We start from the raw sequence: 18,002 nt of genomic DNA, 5'->3' as shown, positions 1-18,002 counted from the left end.
ACCCCGGCGTACTTATCCCCCGTCTGGGCGGGGCTATATCAATAGCTCCCGCCTCGCACAGGCGATCGTTCGCTGCGTGTCACGTACTATCGTCAATCGGCCGAGCGAAATGCCGGCTGGTAGAAGCTACGCGCCGATGGGCTTGATCTTCGTTAGTTTCAGCGCGTTCTAATAGCCCTCAATGGATTGGCAAAATTGATTGTGTGGATAACACCCATTTGCGTCATGGATGCACTACGCTGATGCGTTTCAAGGCATTGGCTCAAACAGCAAGCTGCGCCCGAAGCGCTGATGACGGAGCATTTCGCGACATGCAGCCGGTAGAATAGAGAATTGAAGCTGTGGCAGAGAAGCAGGATCGTGTCTGCCTCTCAACAGATTCTGGGCAATTGCTCGCCCGACAGCCAGTCGACGATCCGGCCGCCGCCGAAGGAGGTCGACATTTGCACGAAGCAGTCGTCGTCAGCGACGACATGTCCGATGAGGGCCGCCTCACGCCCGAGGGGATGTGCACGCATCGCCGCCAGAATTGCTTCGGCGCCTTCCGGCGCGGCGACAGCGACAAGCTTGCCCTCGTTGGCGATATTGAGCGGATCGAGCCCGAGCAACTCGCACGCCGCGGCCACCTCCGGCTTAATCGGGATCGCTTCTTCATCGATATGGAAGCCGACCTTCGACTGGCTCGCGATTTCGTTGAGCGTCGCGGCGATGCCGCCGCGTGTGGGATCCCGCATCAGCCGGACATGCCTGCCACCGGCCTTGGCCATTGCCGCCACCAGCGTGTGCAGGGGGGCGCTGTCTGAGACGATCGCCGCATCAAATTGCAGGTTCTCGCGTTTTGACATCACGGCGACGCCATGATCCCCGATCGAGCCGGAGAGGATGACCACATCGTGCGGCCGGGCGGCATCGGCGCGCAGATCGAGCCCGTCCGGGACCCTGCCGATGCCGGCCGTCGAGATGAAGACACCGTCGGCTTTGCCGCGCTCGACCACCTTGGTATCGCCGGTGATAATCGGCACACCGGCCTCGCGCGAAGCCGCGCCCATGCTGTCGGCGATGCGTTTGAGATCGGCGAGCGGAAACCCCTCCTCGATGATGAAGCTTGCCGAGAGATAGAGTGGTTGAGCAGCGGCCATGGCGATGTCGTTGATCGTACCATGCACCGCGAGCGAGCCGATATTCCCGCCGGGAAAGAACAGCGGCGAGACGACATAGCCGTCAGTGGTCATCACCATGCGGCCGCCCGAAACGGCGAAGGCTGACTGGTCGTTCCCGGCGCGCAGCCATATGTTGTCGAAAGCTTCGTGGAAGATGCCCTCGATGAGTTGTCTCATCGCACATCCGCCGGCGCCATGCGAGAGGTCGACTCGGCCCTCCGCAACATTGAGCTTTCGCTTGCAGGCGTTGTTCATGCGACCACCCTCACGGCATCCGTCCTCGCCTTCTCGCGGAAGCGGCCATAGCTCCAGTGTGCGGCGCAGGCGCCTTCCGACGACACCATGCAGGACCCTATCGGCGTGTCGGGCGTACAGACCGTGCCAAACAGCTTGCATTCGGCAGGTTGTTTCGCTCCGCGCAGAATGGTGCCGCATTCACAGGCCGGATTGTCCTTGGCCCTTGAGGTCACCATCGAGAAGCGCCTCTCGGCATCGTAGGCCGCATATTGTGGTCGCAGCCGCAGTCCGCTCAAAGGCAGTTCGCCAAGACCTCGCCATTCGAAGCTCTCGCGCAGCTCGAAGAAATTGGCCACCTCCGCCTGCGCCTTCTCATTGCCGAGTCTGGTTACCGCGCGGATGTATTGGTTTTCGACCACATGCCTGCCGTCGTTGATCTGGCGCACCAGCATCAGGATCGCCTGTATGACGTCGAGTGGCTCGAAGCCTGCCACCACGACCGGTTTGCAATATTTCTCGGAGAAGATTTCGTAGGGCTTTGTGCCGATCACGGCGCTGACATGAGCTGGGCCGATGAAGCCGTCGATCTTGATCGTGCCTAATTCGCGCACGTCCGGGCTTTCCACGATATTGTGAATCGCCGCCGGCGTCAGCACGTGGTTGCAGAAGATTGAGAAATTTCCGAGGCCTTTGGCGATCGCCGTCTTGAGTGCGAGCGCGGTTGGCGGCGTCGTAGTCTCGAACCCGATCGCGAAGAACACCACCTCGCGCTCCGGCTCGGCCTTGGCGATCCTAAGCGCGTCGAGCGTCGAATAGACGATGCGGATATCGGCGCCGCCCGCCTTGGCCTCGAGCAGGCTTGAACGGTTTGTGCCCGGCACACGCAGCAGGTCGCCATAGGTACAAAGCGTGATCTCGGGACGGATCGCAAGCGCGATTGCCGCGTCGATCCGACCGATCGGCAGCACGCAAACAGGACAACCTGGGCCATGGATCATCCGGACATTGTCGGGCAGCAAATCCTCAAGACCGTAGCGGGAGATCGCGTGCGTGTGCCCGCCGCAGAACTCCATGAAGTAATAGGAGCGGGCCGACTCCGCGATCGCCGCGATCTGATGCGCAATTTCCTTGGCGAGCCTGCCGTCGCGATATTCATCGATATACTTCATGGCGCGTCACCTCTCGCAGCCTCTTGGATCAGCGCCAGCGTTCGTTGCGCCTCCTCAGGATCAATCTTCGTCAGCGCATAACCGACATGGAGGATGACGTAGTCGCCCGGTCGGACATCGTCGATCAGGGCCGTCGAGATGACCTTCAAGACGCCGTCAAGCGTGACTCTCGCCATATTGTCGGGCAGCACTTCGGTGACCTTGACCGGTATGGCTAGGCACATGGAGGGCTCTCCAACGCTGATACATGCTTGTCCATGATGACCTGCCGCGCATGGGCGGCTTGTCCAAGCGCAACTCCCCCGTCATTGGCCGGGGCCAGACGTGGCAGATATGGCAGGAAGCTGCGCTCCCGCAGCGCTTGCGCTAGACCCTTCGCAAGGACGCGGTTCGTCATACATCCGCCGCTGAGCGCAACCTGCTGCGTGCCAAGGGTTGCCGCACCCTTGGTCGTCCAATCTGCAAGGCCGGCAATCAGCGTGCCATGGAAGAGGTCGGCAGCATCGGCGCCGCCCATCCCTGCCTCAGCCAGATGCAGGATGAGCGGCCGGAAGTCGAGCACCCCATCCTTGATGGCGTATCCACCCGGAAGGCAGCGCGGCGTCCGAACCAGCGCCTCGAATTCCATCGCCGCCTGTCCCTCGTAGGTCTGGACGAGGCGAATACCCGATATCGCCGCGGCGGCATCGAAGAGCCTGCCGAGGCTGCTCGTAACGGGGGGCCGCATGCCGCGGCTGAACATCGCCGTCAATTGCGCCACCCCGGAATGAGCCGGCGCCAGGGTCAGCGCCAGGTCGATGCGGCCGGCCGCCTGAAGCGCCGCGACCCCCATGCGCCAGGGTTCGCGCGCGGCCCGGTCGCCACCCGGCAGCGGCAGCGGCAGGAGCGATCCCGTGCGCAGCCAGCGATGTCCCTCGACCGCAAGCATCTCGCCGCCCCAATTGCTGCCGTCGGCGCCAAAACCATGACCGTCGAGCGCCAGCCCGAGAACCGGCCCGGCAAGTCGATGCTCCGCGGCCACCGCAGCTACATGAGCGAGATGGTGCTGGACCAGCACCACCGGCAGACCGAAGCTCTCCGCCATCCGCACCGAACGGAAATCCGGATGCATGTCGCGGGCCGCGAATTCCAACTTCACATCAAGGATCGAACAGAGATGGGCCGCCGCCTCACGCTGGAAGCGTATCGCCTCCCTATTGTCGAGGCCGCCCACATGCTGCGACAGGAAGGCCTCACGTCCGCGCGTGACGCAGAGCGCGTTCTTGAGGTCTGCACCGGTGGCAATCACGGAAGGTCCGTCTTCGCCGAGGTCAATGGGCTCTGGCACGAAACCGCGGGCGCGGCGGATAAAGGCAGGCGCGCCGTCAATCACTTGCATAACGGAGTCGTCGGCGCGCATGACGATGTCGCGGTCATGGGTGACGATCAGGTCGGCGATCGCGGATAGGCGGAACTCGGCATCCATATTGTCGGCGACGAGGGGCTCACCGCGGGGATTGGCGCTGGTCGCAACCAAAGCAGGGAGACAGCCTGGCACAAGACGGGCGAGTTCATCGAAGAGCAGGAAGTGCGCCGGTGCGTAGGCCAGAATGAGACCTATCCGCCCGAGTCCGGGAGCTAAGCGACTGGAGAGTTCGCCGGCAACGGCCTTGACCAGAACGATCGGGCTCGCCGCCAAGGTCAGCAATTCCTCTTCGGCGTCGGTCAGCTCCGCGACTAGCCGTGCTGCCGGGATATCCCGTACCATGACGGCGAAAGGCTTCTGGTCCCGGCCCTTGCGCAGCCTGAGGAGATCGATGGCCGCATCGTTGCGGGCATCGCAGAGCAGGTGGAATCCGCCGATCCCCTTCAGTGCGATGATCGCGCTACCTTCGAGCCGCGTAGCCAACTCGGTCACCGGATGGCTGAGCCTCGGACCACAATCGGGACAGGCGACGGGCTCGGCATGGAAGCGCCGGTTCTCCGGGTCGTCATAGTCCGCCGCGCAGGCACCGCACATCGAAAACGAGGCCATGGAGGTCTGCGCTCGGTCATAGGGAAGCGCGCGCGTGATGGTGAAGCGCGGCCCACATTGGGTACAATTGATGAAGGGATAGGCAAAAAAACGGCTTCCTGGATCCTTGAGCTCCCGCTGGCATTCCTCGCAAATCGCGGCGTCGGCACCGATGCGGGTCGCAGTCCTGCCGCCGAGGCTCTCGAGGATTTCGAATTGATTGTCGCCGGCCGGCTCCAGCTCCAGCACATCGACGGCATCGATGCGGGCGAGCGGCGGGGCCTGAGTTCGGATCTTCTCGGAGAAGCTGTCTGCGTCCAGGCCCTCGACCTCGATCAGCACGCCCGAACTGTCGTTAAGGACGAACCCGGAGAGCCGCATCTCGCGCGCGAGCCTGTAGACGAAAGGCCGATAGCCGACCCCTTGCACGGTGCCGCGTACCCGCAGCCTAAGCCGTCGGATCCGAGTTTCGCTCGGTCGTGTGAGCACCCGCGCCATTGTTCACACCACCTTTGACGGCGTGGCCTCCGGCACAGTGGATGCTTCGAGCCAGGCATAGAAGGCCCCCATCCCCTCACCCGTTCGGGCGGAGACAATCAGGGTCTGCAGCCGCGGATTGACACGCAGCGCGTTGGTGATGCAGAGCTCGACATTGAAATCTAGATGCGGAAGCAGGTCCGCCTTGTTGAGGATCATTAGGTCGGCGGCGGCGAACATGTCGGGGTATTTGAGTGGCTTGTCCTCGCCCTCGGTGACCGAGAGCACCACTACCTTGTGAGCCTCGCCGAGATCGAAAGCGGCGGGACAGACAAGATTACCCACATTCTCGATGAAGAGCGCAGAGCCCGGCTCGGGTGCGAGGTCCTGGACCGCACGGCCGACCATATGAGCGTCGAGATGACAGCCCTTGCCGGTGTTGATCTGGATCGCGCGGGCGCCTGTCTCGCGAATGCGGGCCGTGTCATTCGACGTCTGTTGATCGCCTTCGATAACACTGATCGTCATACGGCCCCTGAGCTCCTTGATCGCCCGCACAAGCAGGCTGGTCTTACCCGAGCCCGGGCTGGACACGAAGTTGAGCGCGAAAATGTCGTGGCTTACGAAATACCTCCGATTTTCGGCCGCATAAGCGTCGTTCTTCGAGAGGATCTCCTTCTCGACCTGGATGATCCGTTCCTCGCTCATGCCAGGAACATGCACGCCGGCAATGCCGTTGCGGCGCTGGGCCGAGCCTTCCTCTGCATGATGGTGATCATGCGCGCCGTTGCGGTGGCGATGATCGTGAGCATGGTCATCGTGACCGTGGTGGTGATGATGGTCATGGTCGAGCCCTCCGCCATGGCTATCACTGTGGCTGCCGGCCTCGTGCTTGTAGTCTTCGATGGGTGAGAATCCACAACCGCATACCGTGCACATCAAATCACCTCCATGTCTCTGATCTTCAATTCGTCGCCTGCCGTCATCTGGACGCGATGCCGCCCGCAGTCGGGGCAGGCGCCGAACCGCTCCTGCAAAGCTACTGTCTTGCCGCAATCGAGGCACCAGGCTTCGCCGGCGATGCGATTGATCTCGAGTTTCGCCCGCCCAGCGAGCGTGCCGCGCCGCACCGCTTCGTAGCAGAAGAGCAACGCGTCAGAATCGACGTGGCTCAGCACGCCGATATCGAGACGAACCGACTTGATCCGCCTTGCGCCATTCAGCCGCGCGGTCTCGCAGACAATCTCGATTACGCTTTCTATCAGCGACATCTCATGCATGGGCGGCCCCACGGATGCCGACTTCGATCGCCACGCAAGGGTCGAACAGGAGGGCGAGCCGGCAGACTGACCGGGCTGCGGAATCGCCTGATCCGATCCGCGACCGCAGAAGTGTTTCGACGAAAGGACCGGCCGGGTGAAAGTTCCATTCGGTCGGGGCAAGAATGCGATAGGCGGAGAGCTTGCCGTTGTTGCCTATCTCAACCTGATGATAGAGCCGGCCGCGCGCGCATTCCACGGCTCCATAGCCACCCGCGCGCGTCGTCGGTGCGCCGCAGGCGAGCGTTGCCCAGTCATACTCGCCGGTGCCCGCAAGAGCCTTCAGTTGCTCGAGGCAGTAGCTGACATCGTCAATCCGGCTCAGGAAGCGCTGCGCGAGATGGGAGCTCGCGGCAGCTCCGCATGCGAGGCGCCGCGCCCAGGCCCCCGTCTCAACAACGCGGTCGGGAAGATGCGGCAGGTTGATGTATTCGGGTTCATCAATAAGGCGGGCGATGACCTCCGGGTCATCTTCGACGGTCAGCCCATCGGGCGTCCGGCCAGCAAAAACTCGATCGTTGTCTATGTCTTGCAGCATTGCTGCGCAGGCCGAGTCCGACGAGGGCATGTCGCCCGGGTCGGAAATTCCCATCGCCTTGGCCACTGAGCAGAGGCGATCGACTGGCGAAGCGAGATTTTGGGGGTTGATTTTGCCGGTACTCGCCTGCGCAATGATCGCTTGTGAGATAACCAGTGCCTCTCGCAGACATCTGCCGACGGTCGCCGCGAGCTCGCTCGGCAATGGCGAAGGCCAATGGAGGATCAGCGCCCGCAGAGTTTCGAAGATCCGCTCGGCGTGCAGACCTGCGGCGGCGGCGACGCGCTCCCCTTGCCCCATCGGTAGATCGGCCGCATTGAGGATAGCGAGCCTTGAGGCGACCGATTGTGAGAAGCCACAGAGCGAAAACAGCTGCCGTGCGAGCGCGGGCGCCTCCTCTGGTCGGCGGCCGACGAACATGCGGGTTAGGCCTTGCGGCCGGTTCGCCTTCACTGCGAGGGAAGAGGCAACTCCGCGCGACACCATCACCTCAACACTGATCGTTCCTGGCCCCCGAAGGAACGTCATCCCGAGGCCTCCTCGCACCTGTGGAAACGTCCGCGCAACAGGTCCCGCCGGTTGACGACTGCAGCTGGTGCCGGCGCAGGCTCGAGCGTAGCGGGATTAAAGAAGGCACGGGCGGCCTCCTCCGCGGTCTCGAGCGCCGCTTCCATCGTAGCGAATTCGACGACCGGCGAGAGCAGCGCGCAGGAATCGACGCGGCCGATCGCATGGAGCTCGCCGGCAATGAATTCGACTTCCCCCGCGGGAAGGCCGATACGCAGGGTCGTGCCAATGGCTGCGGGCGCGGCAGGTGTCCCTTCAGGGAGATCCACGCCCACGAGATTCATGAACCAAGGTGTGGTCACAATGCCGAAAGCACGGTCGCGATAGGTCCTGAAGCCTGTGGCCGCGACCCTGAGCGCGCAATTGCAGATCGGCACGTCAGTCATGGCGGTGTCGTGAATGTGTCGGTAGCGGGCCACGAGCCGTTCGCCGACCGCCAGCGCCGGATCGAGTTCGGCGCCCTCGGTGAGGTCAGCGATCATCGCCCAGCCTCATGAACTTCGATTGCGGCGCATCGCAGTTCGGGCAGCACCAGTCCTTAGGCAGGTCGGCAAAGGGAGTGCTCTGTGGGATTTGCGACACCGGGTCGCCGGCGGCGGGATCATAGACATGGCAGCAGATACCGCATTCCATCTTTTCGCCAGATATGACCGCGCGCTTGCCGAAACACTGGAGGCCACTCATTTGAAATAGGTCTCCTCCATCTCCCGGAGCCGCATCTTAGAGTCATGGAAATCCTCCTCGGCGGCAATGGCGATCGCGGGTGTGTCGCAGATCTCCAGCGTATCGAGGATGATCGTGTCCATGACGCTATAGAACTGCACGGACCAGACCTTGCGTGCGCCGGTCGCGACAATTCGGCAGGTTCGGTATCCGCGCGAAGTGAGCCGCACCGGCCCGACACCGAGTGAATCTTGCAGGAAGCTCATGTCTTCCGGGCTCATGGGGAAGAGCGAGAAGGTGATGATATGGGCAGGGTCGCTGTCGCGATGGCGGGTGATGCGGTCACCAATTTCGGTGAGCAAGGGCATGACATTCATGGCGCCAGCCGGCGCAGCGCCGTGGCCGATCAATACCGGTAGCCGGGAACAGGCCAGCCTGACGGCGGCGGGAATGCTCCCCACCTCGATATAGTCGCCAACGAGCCGACCGTTGCCGACGGTGAAGCGGACGCGCCAGACGCCGGCCATGACAGCCTCCTGCATCTGCGCGGTGACGCCGTTTTCCAGCACCGCGACGCCGGCAATCTCGCCCTCACCGAGGATCTGGGTGATCAGTTCCCGGTCGTCCTCTGGATAGTCGGTGATGTCGAACAGCTGGCTCGGCCGGTCGGCCTTATGAAGCGCAAGCGCATCGGCGAGCGCTGGCAGAAGCAACGCTGTCCTCCAACATCGGAGGATCCGCTCCTCGGCAGTATTTGTCGCGAGCAAATTGAGCTTGCGGGCGCGGAGAGGTTCGGCGTCCAGCGGCATCACGCGTCCCCCACCCTCCGGGGCGAGCCAGAAACCGGGCTTCATCGCACGATCGCCTTCCCGGCATGCGTGATCTTGACCTTAGGCCCGTCTAAGGGCGCCTTGACTGACCCGACGCAAGAGAGCCAGGCGCCGAATATTTCGACATACTCCGACCAGCCGCGGACGTTGCCGGGCGCGCCCGCCGGCCGCTCACGTCCCATAACAGTCAAGATCGGCACGACCACGTTCAAGCGTGCCTTGAGCTTGCCCTCGGCTTTCCGGCGAACCAATGAGCCACGCAGGGGGCTCCGGGCGAACTGCGGGAGTTCCGGACGAACGACCGCGACGTCCTCAGTCTCGGGCCGCGCGGGATTACCGGTGAAGACCAGCCCGGGGTCGTCGGGTTCGCCCGATGACCGTACGACCCGGGCATCGATATCCGTCTCATCGACGACCGATAGCACCCGCTCGCTCACGGCGCGGACCAGGATAGATGGCATTGTCTCCTCCACAAATCAGCACTCAGAATGTTCCGAACGATGGTTTGCAAGCGGCGTGCCAGACTGAGGAAATAGGCGATCGGCTGGAATTTCGATTTTCCAGCTTGGAACGTTCGTTTCACTCGGTGCGAAGATGCGGCGGCAATTCGGCCTCGCGGGAAACGAGATCGCTAAAGAGCGCTTCGAAGGAGCGGCCTTCGTTGGCTTCAACAAGGCCAGCAAGCGCGTCGTCGATCGCGCGGGCCTCTTCGGCGTCGAGCACCCGGATGGCGGAGCCGAGATGAGTGAGGACATGGGTTCCGGACAGCTGCGGGCCAACAAGCAAGAGGGAGATTAAGGATATTGCGCCATGACGCTCGCACTGCGCGACAAACTCATTGGCGGCGACGATCCGCATGGGAATGCCTATGCACATGCCGCTCCTCCTCCATGCTGCAGTATTGGGGGGCGCGCGAACAGCGCCGCAGTGCGAGTCCCAACAGCCTTCGCTTCGTGAGATGCGCAGGCACAAGCAGAGCCGCGTCGGCACAGGCGATCGCCATCGGCGGCGGCGACCTGCCCGGCTTTGCCGAACCCGAGCGTGGCCAGCCCGATGCCGACCTGGCCGCCGTGCCACCGGCCCATATCGCCGGCCACACGCGTCATTTCCGGCGTGCCATGGGCATGGCCATGGAAGAGCGTTTCCACAGGATCCTTCCTCACTGGTTCAACGCGGCCGGTTCGGCACGGCGCTCATAGCCTTCCACGTCGATATCGTTTTCGAGAAGCGGCGCAACTACGGCCCCCTCCGGCCTCGTGGCAACGCAGACGCCCCAGTCCCGCAGGATCCGGCTGGCGGTGTCGACGGCCGCCGGAATGACGGCCTTGACCGGCGCCGTGAGCGGACCGCCCCAGTTTCCGAGATCAAGCGGCTGGCAGCCGATCAGAATCAGGCGCTCGGGGTAGTGCCCCATGAGATCTGCCGCACTCAGCACTTCCTGGAAGCCGGTCTGGTGCAGACTCATTTTCTTGGCGCTGGTGAAACTCGGCACTTCATCGTCTTCCAACACCTTCATCGTTCCTGGGACGAGGCCGTAGTCGATCGCGTCGAAAACGATGAGCCGGTCGTGTTCATTGACGAACTGCACCAGATAGAGGCCCTGGGTGCCGCCGTCGAGGATGGTGACGTTGGCAGGCACTTCATAGGCCTTGTGGAAGGCCTCGACCGCACGCACACCAAATCCCTCGTCGGCCCAGAGGATATTCCCGATACCGAGCACGAGGATGCGGGGCGCGGGGCGAATGGCGCTTTGACGATGGAGCACCCCTCTAGTCCTCCAGCTCCTTGGAGAGCCGCTCACCCGAGATCATCGACGAGATGATACTTTGCGAACTCATGATGTCCTCGCGCACGGCCACGTAGATGTGGACGATCACGAAGATAAGGATGACCCACATTCCGAGATGATGGTTGGCGCGGATATCCTGGCTATTCGGCCACATCGAGAACACCCAGCCGAAGACCACATATTCCCAACTGTCGCGGCCTGCGCCTTCGCTGTAGAGCGCAAAGCCAGTGATCACCATGAAGAACAGCGGCAGAGTGAACATGAGGAACATGGTGAACCGCGCCAGCGGATTGTGCCCTGCATACTTCTTCGGCTGGCGTGCCATGAACATGTACCAGCGCACTTCATGCGACAATTGCTTCCAGAAACGGCCGCTCCAGATGGGTACGTAGAAGATCTGCCGGGCATGCACGTTACCTACTAAGACCCAATAGATCCGCAAGATCAGGAGCACGGTGAGGATCTGTGCTGCCGCAAAGTGGATGAAGCGGATACTGCCCATCAGATGGTTGGCGCTCGCCTCCCCGGACGCAGACGTCAGCGGCGAGCCGATGAAGTAGCCGGTCAGCGCGAGTGTCAGGATCGAGAAGGCGTTGGCCCAGTGCCAGATGCGCACAGGTGCATCGTAAACGTAAACGCTCAGGCGCTCGACTGCCTTCTTAGCATCGGTGTTGGCGGGGCGTGATTCAGCGAGAGTCATGACCAACCTCCTCACCGGACCTGGACCCTGGTCCTTTCCTGCCCGTCCGGGCTCATGACATGAGTCGAGCATGCCAGGCAGGGATCGAAGGAATGGATGGTTCTCAGGATTTCGAGTGGCTGGGCGGGGTCGGACATCGGCATATCCAGTAGTGACGCCTCGAAGGCGCCGATGTTGCCGGCGGGGTCACGTGGACTGCCGTTCCATGTCGTGGGAACGACGCACTGGTAGTTATCGATCCTGCCGTCCTTGATCTTGATCCAGTGCGCGAGCGCACCGCGCGGCGCCTCCGTGAAGCCGACGCCCTTGACCTCCTTGGGCCACGTCTCCGGCCTCCACTTGTCAACATGGGCAGTGGAGGAATCGCCGGCCCTGATGTTCGCGATCAGCTTGTTGTGAAAGTAGCGCATCTGTTGGCCGGCCCAGCTCGATTCGAGGGCGCGGGCAGCGGTGCGCCCGAGCGTCGAGAAGAGCGCCGATACCGGCAGACCGAGATCCTTGAGCACCTTGTCGACCGGCTCCTTGAACTCGGCCTTGTTCTGGGCATAGCCGATAACCCAACGCGCCAGCGGCCCAACCTCCATGGCGTGGCCGCGCCAGCGTGGCGCCTTGATCCAGGAATATTTCGCGCCCTCGTCAAGCTGTTCGATATTGGTCTTGGTGCCCTTGGTGTTGGGCCCGAGCTCGTAATGCGGCTCCGTGACGCCGTCCCAGGGATGCAGGCCTTTGGTCTCGTCGGGATATTTGTACCACGAGTGCGCCACGAATTCCTGGATCTGTTCAGGATCGCCATGGTCGACCGGATGCACTTCCGCGAGATTGCCGTTGATTATTGCGCCCCGCGGCAGCTTTAGGTTCGCTTCCGAATAGTCGTTGGCGCGCTCCGGCACGTCGCCATAGGCGAGCACATTCTTGCCGGAAAGACCGCCGCCATAGAGCCAGTTCTTGTAGAAGGAGCCGATGGTCATGATGTCGGGAATGTAGACTTTGTCGTTAAACTCGATCAGCTGGTCGATGACGGACGTGACCATGTTCAGCCGTTCGATGTTGATAGCGCCGACGCCACCGGTTCCGTCGACATCGATCGGACAGGGCACGCCGCCGACCAGCCAGTTCGGATGCGGGTTCTTCCCGCCGAAGATCGAGTGGATCTTGACGATCTCCTTCTGGAAATCGAGAGCCTCCAGATAGTGCGTCAAGGCCATCAGGTTTGCCTCGGGCGGTAGCTTGTACGAAGCATTGCCCCAATAGCCGTTCTTGAACGGGCCGGGTTGGCCCGACTCCATGAATTTCTTGAGCCGCCTCTGGACGTCCTTGAAATAACCGGGCGAGGAAAGCGGCCAGTCGGACACCGACTGTGCCAGCGCCGAGGTCGCCTTGGGATCAGCCGAGAGCGACGACACCACGTCCACCCAGTCAAGCGCGTGCAGGTGATAGAAGTGTACGACATGGTCATGAACCTGCAGGGCAAGCTGCATGAGGTTGCGGATGGAATTGGCGTTTTCGGGAATAGTGATGCCGAGCGCGTTTTCCACCGCTCGCACCGACGTCAACGCGTGCGTGCCCGTGCAGACGCCACAGATGCGCTCCGTGAACGCCCAGGCGTCGCGCGGATCGCGGTTCTTGAGGATCACCTCGATTCCGCGCCACATGGTTCCGGTCGACACGGCGTTGCGGATGATATTGTTCTCGTCGACATTGACCTCGACCCGCATATGGCCTTCGATGCGGGTGACCGGATCGACGACGATGCGCTTGCCAGAATTGTCCAGCGTGTAGCCTGCCGGAGTATCGATCGTCATGGCGGTGTTTCCTGCCCGTGCTATGCCTTGGTATTCTCGCGCTTCGTGGTCACGCGCTTGATGACGGTCACCGCGGCATGCGCGGCGATCGCGCCACCGACGACGCCCGCCGCGGTCAAGCCGATCTTGTCGGCATTGGAACTCGATGCCGAACTGGTTAAAGTTGGCCAGCCGGTCATAGAAGCTGCCCTGGTCCCAGAAGCCTTCTTCGGAGCAACCGATGCAACCGTGGCCCGACTGGATCGGGAATGAAACGCCCCCGTTCCACCGCACCGTGGAACAGGCGTTGTAGGTCGTCGGCCCCTTGCAGCCCGTTTTGTAAAGACAGTAGCCCTTGCGCGCGCCCTCGTCGTCCCACTCCTCCACGAACTGGCCGGCGTCGAAATGCGGGCGGCGATAACATTTGTCGTGGATGCGCTGCGAATAGAACATCTTCGGCCGCCCCTGACGGTCGAGCTCGGGCAACTTGTCGAATGTGGTGATGAAGGTGACGACGCCGGTCATCACCTCGGCGATCGGCGGACAGCCCGGAACCTTGATGATCGGCTTGCCGTGGATCACCTTGTCAATCGGAGTTGCCTGGGTGGGATTCGGCTTAGCCGCCTGTACACAGCCCCAGGCGGCACAGGCGCCCCAGGCGATGACCGCCAACGCATCCTCTGCCATCCACCTCAGCTTCTCGACGAAAGGTCGTCCACCGTTGATGCAGAACATGCCGTCCTCGTTGAGCGGCGGATTGCCCTCGACGGCCAGGATGTACTTGCCCTTATATTTCTCCTTGGTTTCCTCGAGAATGGCTTCGGCCTGATAGCCGGCAGCGGCCATAATCATTTCATCATAATCGAGCGAGATCATCGACAGCACGACATCCTTTACTAACGGATGGGCAGAACGGATGAAGCTCTCCGAACAGCAGGTGCATTCGAGCCCATGCATCCAGACGACAGGCACGCGCTCTTTGGTCTGGAGCGCCTCGGCCATGGCGGCCGCCGCGCCTGGACCGAAGCCAAGGCTCGCGGCCGTCAGGCTGCAGAACGTGGTGAAGCTTCGTCGGGTGATTCCCTGGCGGCGGATGACATCGTAGAAGGTTTCAGCAGTTGCCATCGCGCTCCTCCAGCAATCCTGTCGTCAACCACGTCGGGCTTGGCAACGGGCTTTGTCACAGGGACTTACTGGCAAGAAGCGGACCAGTTCACGTGGACCTTGTCCCTAGCGCTTTGTTGAGAGGAGAAACGAAGAGGGTGGGCGTCCCAACGATGCGTGATCGTCGTCCTCAAACGACATAGGAGATGTCAGATAGCGGCGGATCGATTAAGGACGCATAATCGATGGGCTCGTCTTCGGCCCTTCCCGCGATCTCGCGGTCTTCTTCAACATCGTTCGGTGCGATTCGGGCACTATGCTGTCCCGCTCCCCCGGTCAGTTGTCGGCTACGGTTTGTCCATTGTCGAACGGGCGGTTGTCGCCCCACGCAAGGTGAAGACGATTACCCACAATTCTGTCGTGATTGTCGAATCCGCGACATGGGTCGTTTGACCGCTCCTAATCAGTTGAAAGCTAATTAACTGAGAAGGTTTCGCAAACTCCGTCTATCCGATGCCAATGGAATTGGCATGAGTTTTGAACCCCTTGTTGAATGCGGCCGACTGGCATTCGGATGGCGGAAAACCGTGATGGCTGACGGCGAAAAAAGTATCACGACGGGGGGATTGCATTCGATGCAACGGGAGAAGACGCGTGAGATCCGGACATCCTCGTGGTCCGGCTGGAGACGAACCATCACGCCGCCGACCTCCCTCCATGCAAAGCATTATGATGCGCGCTTGCCTTGGTACACGATCTATCCAACTGTACCGGAGTTTTCCCCGACGGTCGGCGTCGAGACTTGCGAAGAATGGCTGAAAGGCCTGCCAGCTGGCGAGGCTGTGTCGCTCTATCTCCACGTTCCATTCTGTCGGTCAATGTGCTGGTATTGCGGCTTTCCTACCAGGATCACTCGTCGGGAGGCTTCAATTGTCGAGTACCTTGCTGTTCTACGTGAGGAAATCCGTTTGGTCGCGGAGCAAACGCCACAGCCGCTCCCCGTCAGCGACGTGCATTTCGGCGGTGGAACGCCAACTAGCATACCGCCCGCTGATTTTCTCGCCCTGATGCAGCTTCTGCGCCGCCGCTTCGCTTTTAAGAAAGCGGCTACCGTCGCTGTCGAGATCGACCCTCGCACGTTCACGCCGAAAATGGCCGAAGCGTTGGAAGTAGCCGAGGTAAATCGCGCGAGCCTCGGCGTGCAGAGCTTCGATCTTACTGTCCAAACGAAGATCAATCGGGTCCAGTGCGAGGCGGTAGTGACGGCTGCCGTCGAAAACTTGCGCCGGCATAAAGTAAGCCGCATCAATTTCGACCTCATGTACGGTCTCCCGCATCAAACGGTGCACTCCTGTGTCCAGAGCGCAACGACAGCAGTCGCCATGCGCCCCGACCGGCTTGCGGTATTCGGCTACGCGCACGTTCCGTCTTATCGAAAGAATCAGCGCCTAATCGATGAGACAGCACTGCCGGACGCTGCTGCCCGCGCTGAACAGGCAGCGGCCATCGCCGATACGCTGATTGCCGCGGGATATCGTCAGATCGGGCTCGACCATTTCGCCTTGCCGGATGACGAGCTCGCGGTCGCGCAGAGAGCCGGTCGGCTGCGGCGCAATTCCTTGGGCTACTCGGCCGACACCTGCCCAACCCTGATTGGCTTCGGCCCGTCGGCTATTGGTCGTCTCGGCAAAGGATATGTGCAAAACGAAATCGCACAGAGTTCGTATAGCCGACACATCGCAGCCGGCCACTTGGCGACATCACGTGGCTACCGTCTCAGCGTTGAAGATCGCGTGCGAGCCGATATCATCGAGCGGCTAATGTGCGATTTGGAGGCGGACGTGCCCGCAATCAGCGCCGCTCACGGATTTGATCCAACCCCCCTTCTGGATAGAGCTGAGCGCCTGACTCCGTTGGCCGAGGACGGGATCGTGGACATTGACAATGGTCTCGTCATCGTGCGGCAGGAGCATTTTTTTGAGCTTAGATCTGTTGCTGCCGCATTTGACGCTTATCTCGACCGCTCCCCCTACTAGAGCCGTGGTGGCGGCGTCTGCGACTGCCATGGGGGGGTGTGGCGAGCAACAGAATCATGCCTGTGCCCATAGCTAACGCAGCGCCAATACCAGGAAATCAACTCAACCAATTCATTCCGTTCGCGCCGATCGTCCAGCTGCGAGCGTTCTCCAGCCAGGCCCTGCGCGCCATCGGTTGCCCGATGCGAGCGCGGTGGCGGAGTGCCGCGGGGAAGTTCTGGATGTTTCGGTCGGGGTCCATGTCGCCCGCATGCGGCTTGACCTCAAGCTGTCCGTCGATCATCCGCGCAGAGAATACGCCCCATGCGACGTGTGTGGGCGAAAGGGCGACTGGACCTTCGTTTCCTTCGGCTGCTGCTGCTTCGAGCATGCCTTCTTCAGAGGATGCAGCCAGACAGAAGTTGGCCGCAGTAGCACTGACGATGCTTCCGCGCGATTGAGCTCTAACATGCAGCTTTAGTCATTAGTTAGCCTGGCGCGGGTGCAGTCGCGCCGGATAGCACAGGGGGGTTTTGATCTGGTGCATATTAGCGCTAGTCGACGTGGCTGTATCTCAACGGAATGACATCTTGCACTGTTATTCCCGATAGGTAACGGAATGGAGACCAGCGGGCTTCTGTGAGCCCCTCATCCCCTCCTATCCTCAAGGGGCGGTCCGACGATCATCACGGCGGGTTCGGCGGACAGAAGCCGTTTTGCGGCCGACTGGACGTCCTCGAGCTTCGCCGCTTCGAGCTCCTCTTTGCTGACGCCCTCGTCTGCGATCCGCCTCACCTCGGCGCGAATGAGGGAGAGTGTCTCTGCGGCCCGATCCGGGCGGGCCCCCGTACCAATAACGAGCGCCGAGGCATGGTCGTCGTTCACGAGGGCAGATCGGATATCGTACGCAAGCCCGCGCTTCTCGCGTACCTCGTTCCAGAGCCTGGACGTGAACAGGCGCAACCATGCCCAGGGCAAATGCAAGGATCCGCGGATGTATTACGGCATGCATCATCAACCCCCCGGAGGCAAGATCGTCGGCCTGACAGCTGCCTCGACTCGCCTTGTTTGGCACGCAGTCAGTGCAACCTCATCGAAGATCGGCCGCTCCACGCCAGCGGCGACATCGACAAACATGAGGCACAAAGCGCGCCAAAGGAGAAACTCGTTTAAATACAAGGTAGTCGCCCGAACCAACGATGTCGCTGTTCTAACATCGTCGTACATCGGACAATTTCGATAGAGACGCGTTGCACGCCGAGCCCCCCAAAACCTCGAACTGAGGCCCAGGTGCGAAGAGTTATGTCCGGGCTCATTTCCCCTCCTCTGGCCCTGCCCTCTAACCCAGTCTGCTCGTCGGCGAGAACCGCTCTGGCATCACTCTGCTGAGCGTCGTGCCCGAGTCGCACCTCGGCCTCGTTCCGGAGATCGATTCACCAATCCCGTCAACCTCGGCCGCACATGCTCGAGGTGTGCGGCATGATCGACCGGTGCGACCCGCGGCTCGCCGTGCCGCGAAGGACAGCGTTGACCCGAATCGGTTCGACGGCGCGCACTTTGTTGTGCAGTGCGAGCGTTTCGGTCTCAACCGTGACGGAACGTAGGAATGGGCCCGGTTGCTTGCCCGCTCGGCGCAACCGAGCTTTTGCGCTAACGCTTG

At 61.7% G+C, this 18,002-nt stretch carries 18 protein-coding genes and 2 pseudogenes; 2 read left to right on the top strand and 18 right to left on the bottom strand.

Features of this window, described 5'->3' with window-relative positions:
* Positions 1-371: 371 nt before the first annotated feature.
* The 12 genes from hypE to N0Q91_RS01800 form a co-directional block, all read right to left on the bottom strand.
* Positions 372-1,415, bottom strand: a complete 1,044-nt coding sequence (hypE, locus tag N0Q91_RS01855) for a hydrogenase expression/formation protein HypE (RefSeq protein ID WP_275596113.1) — start codon at positions 1,413-1,415, stop codon at positions 372-374.
* Positions 1,412-2,566 carry a hydrogenase formation protein HypD gene (gene hypD, locus N0Q91_RS01850; RefSeq protein WP_275596112.1) on the bottom strand — a complete coding sequence of 385 codons (1,155 nt, stop codon included), beginning with the start codon at positions 2,564-2,566 and terminating at the stop codon, positions 1,412-1,414. Before hypD ends, hypE begins: the two co-directional genes overlap by 4 nt.
* Positions 2,563-2,790: a HypC/HybG/HupF family hydrogenase formation chaperone gene (locus tag N0Q91_RS01845; protein WP_085026046.1), complete on the bottom strand. Its 228-nt coding sequence runs from the start codon at positions 2,788-2,790 to the stop codon at positions 2,563-2,565. The genes hypD and N0Q91_RS01845 overlap by 4 nt, the downstream gene beginning before the upstream one ends.
* Complete coding sequence (gene hypF / locus N0Q91_RS01840; RefSeq protein WP_275596111.1) at positions 2,781-5,057, bottom strand: carbamoyltransferase HypF; 2,277 nt, start codon at positions 5,055-5,057, stop codon at positions 2,781-2,783. Before hypF ends, N0Q91_RS01845 begins: the two co-directional genes overlap by 10 nt.
* A 3-nt stretch (positions 5,058-5,060) precedes the next feature.
* Entirely contained in the window at positions 5,061-5,975 is a 915-nt protein-coding gene (hypB, locus tag N0Q91_RS01835) for a hydrogenase nickel incorporation protein HypB (protein ID WP_275596110.1), read from the bottom strand.
* Positions 5,975-6,316 carry a hydrogenase maturation nickel metallochaperone HypA gene (gene hypA, locus N0Q91_RS01830; protein WP_275596109.1) on the bottom strand — a complete coding sequence of 114 codons (342 nt, stop codon included), beginning with the start codon at positions 6,314-6,316 and terminating at the stop codon, positions 5,975-5,977. Before hypA ends, hypB begins: the two co-directional genes overlap by 1 nt.
* A complete protein-coding gene (locus N0Q91_RS01825) occupies positions 6,309-7,421 on the bottom strand; it encodes a nickel-dependent hydrogenase large subunit (protein WP_275596108.1) in 1,113 nt (370 codons plus the stop codon). Before N0Q91_RS01825 ends, hypA begins: the two co-directional genes overlap by 8 nt.
* Positions 7,418-7,942: a [NiFe]-hydrogenase assembly chaperone HybE gene (hybE, locus tag N0Q91_RS01820; RefSeq protein WP_275596107.1), complete on the bottom strand. Its 525-nt coding sequence runs from the start codon at positions 7,940-7,942 to the stop codon at positions 7,418-7,420. The genes N0Q91_RS01825 and hybE overlap by 4 nt, the downstream gene beginning before the upstream one ends.
* Positions 7,932-8,144: a rubredoxin gene (locus N0Q91_RS01815; protein WP_275596106.1), complete on the bottom strand. Its 213-nt coding sequence runs from the start codon at positions 8,142-8,144 to the stop codon at positions 7,932-7,934. Before N0Q91_RS01815 ends, hybE begins: the two co-directional genes overlap by 11 nt.
* Positions 8,141-8,977 (bottom strand): hydrogenase expression/formation protein, encoded by an 837-nt coding sequence (locus N0Q91_RS01810; protein ID WP_275596105.1) that lies wholly within the window; start codon positions 8,975-8,977, stop codon positions 8,141-8,143. Before N0Q91_RS01810 ends, N0Q91_RS01815 begins: the two co-directional genes overlap by 4 nt.
* Positions 8,974-9,414 carry a thioredoxin domain-containing protein gene (locus N0Q91_RS01805; RefSeq protein WP_275596104.1) on the bottom strand — a complete coding sequence of 147 codons (441 nt, stop codon included), beginning with the start codon at positions 9,412-9,414 and terminating at the stop codon, positions 8,974-8,976. The genes N0Q91_RS01810 and N0Q91_RS01805 overlap by 4 nt, the downstream gene beginning before the upstream one ends.
* Positions 9,415-9,532: 118 nt before the next feature.
* On the bottom strand, positions 9,533-9,829 hold the full coding sequence (locus tag N0Q91_RS01800) for a HypC/HybG/HupF family hydrogenase formation chaperone (RefSeq protein ID WP_275596103.1): 297 nt from the start codon (positions 9,827-9,829) through the stop codon (positions 9,533-9,535).
* A 14-nt stretch (positions 9,830-9,843) separates the two neighbouring features.
* Between N0Q91_RS01800 and N0Q91_RS01795 the strand changes: the two genes are divergently transcribed.
* A complete protein-coding gene (locus N0Q91_RS01795; RefSeq protein ID WP_275596102.1) occupies positions 9,844-10,152 on the top strand; it encodes a hypothetical protein in 309 nt (102 codons plus the stop codon).
* Here N0Q91_RS01795 and N0Q91_RS01790 read toward each other — a convergent pair.
* The 4 genes and pseudogenes from N0Q91_RS01790 to N0Q91_RS01775 form a co-directional block, all read right to left on the bottom strand.
* On the bottom strand, positions 10,113-10,718 hold the full coding sequence (locus tag N0Q91_RS01790; RefSeq protein ID WP_275596101.1) for a hydrogenase maturation protease HybD family protein: 606 nt from the start codon (positions 10,716-10,718) through the stop codon (positions 10,113-10,115). The genes N0Q91_RS01795 and N0Q91_RS01790 overlap by 40 nt on opposite strands.
* Positions 10,719-10,722: 4 nt before the next feature.
* Positions 10,723-11,442: a Ni/Fe-hydrogenase, b-type cytochrome subunit gene (cybH, locus tag N0Q91_RS01785; protein ID WP_275596100.1), complete on the bottom strand. Its 720-nt coding sequence runs from the start codon at positions 11,440-11,442 to the stop codon at positions 10,723-10,725.
* 11 nt (positions 11,443-11,453) lie between these two features.
* Entirely contained in the window at positions 11,454-13,244 is a 1,791-nt protein-coding gene (locus N0Q91_RS01780; RefSeq protein ID WP_275596099.1) for a nickel-dependent hydrogenase large subunit, read from the bottom strand.
* Between the two features lie 20 nt (positions 13,245-13,264).
* A pseudogene (locus N0Q91_RS01775) lies at positions 13,265-14,348 on the bottom strand (hydrogenase small subunit).
* Between the two features lie 569 nt (positions 14,349-14,917).
* On the opposite strand from N0Q91_RS01775, the gene hemN reads away from it, so the two are divergent.
* The gene (gene hemN, locus N0Q91_RS01770; protein WP_275596098.1) at positions 14,918-16,363 is read left to right on the top strand and encodes an oxygen-independent coproporphyrinogen III oxidase; all 1,446 of its coding nucleotides are present in this window, start codon (positions 14,918-14,920) and stop codon (positions 16,361-16,363) included.
* A 97-nt stretch (positions 16,364-16,460) separates the two neighbouring features.
* On the opposite strand, the gene N0Q91_RS01765 is transcribed toward hemN, so the two are convergent.
* Positions 16,461-16,733 carry a hypothetical protein gene (locus tag N0Q91_RS01765; RefSeq protein WP_275596097.1) on the bottom strand — a complete coding sequence of 91 codons (273 nt, stop codon included), beginning with the start codon at positions 16,731-16,733 and terminating at the stop codon, positions 16,461-16,463.
* Positions 16,734-16,990: 257 nt separating this feature from the next.
* Positions 16,991-17,296: pseudogene (locus N0Q91_RS01760) on the bottom strand (insulinase family protein); the annotation flags it as partial.
* Between the last annotated feature and the right edge of the window lie 706 nt (positions 17,297-18,002).

Origin of the sequence: Sinorhizobium prairiense (assembly GCF_029201645.2) — a bacterium.
Lineage (GTDB): Bacteria > Pseudomonadota > Alphaproteobacteria > Rhizobiales > Rhizobiaceae > Sinorhizobium > Sinorhizobium meliloti_A.
Note: the sequence above shows the minus strand (reverse complement) of the source record. Positions and strands in the feature narration are given on the sequence as shown.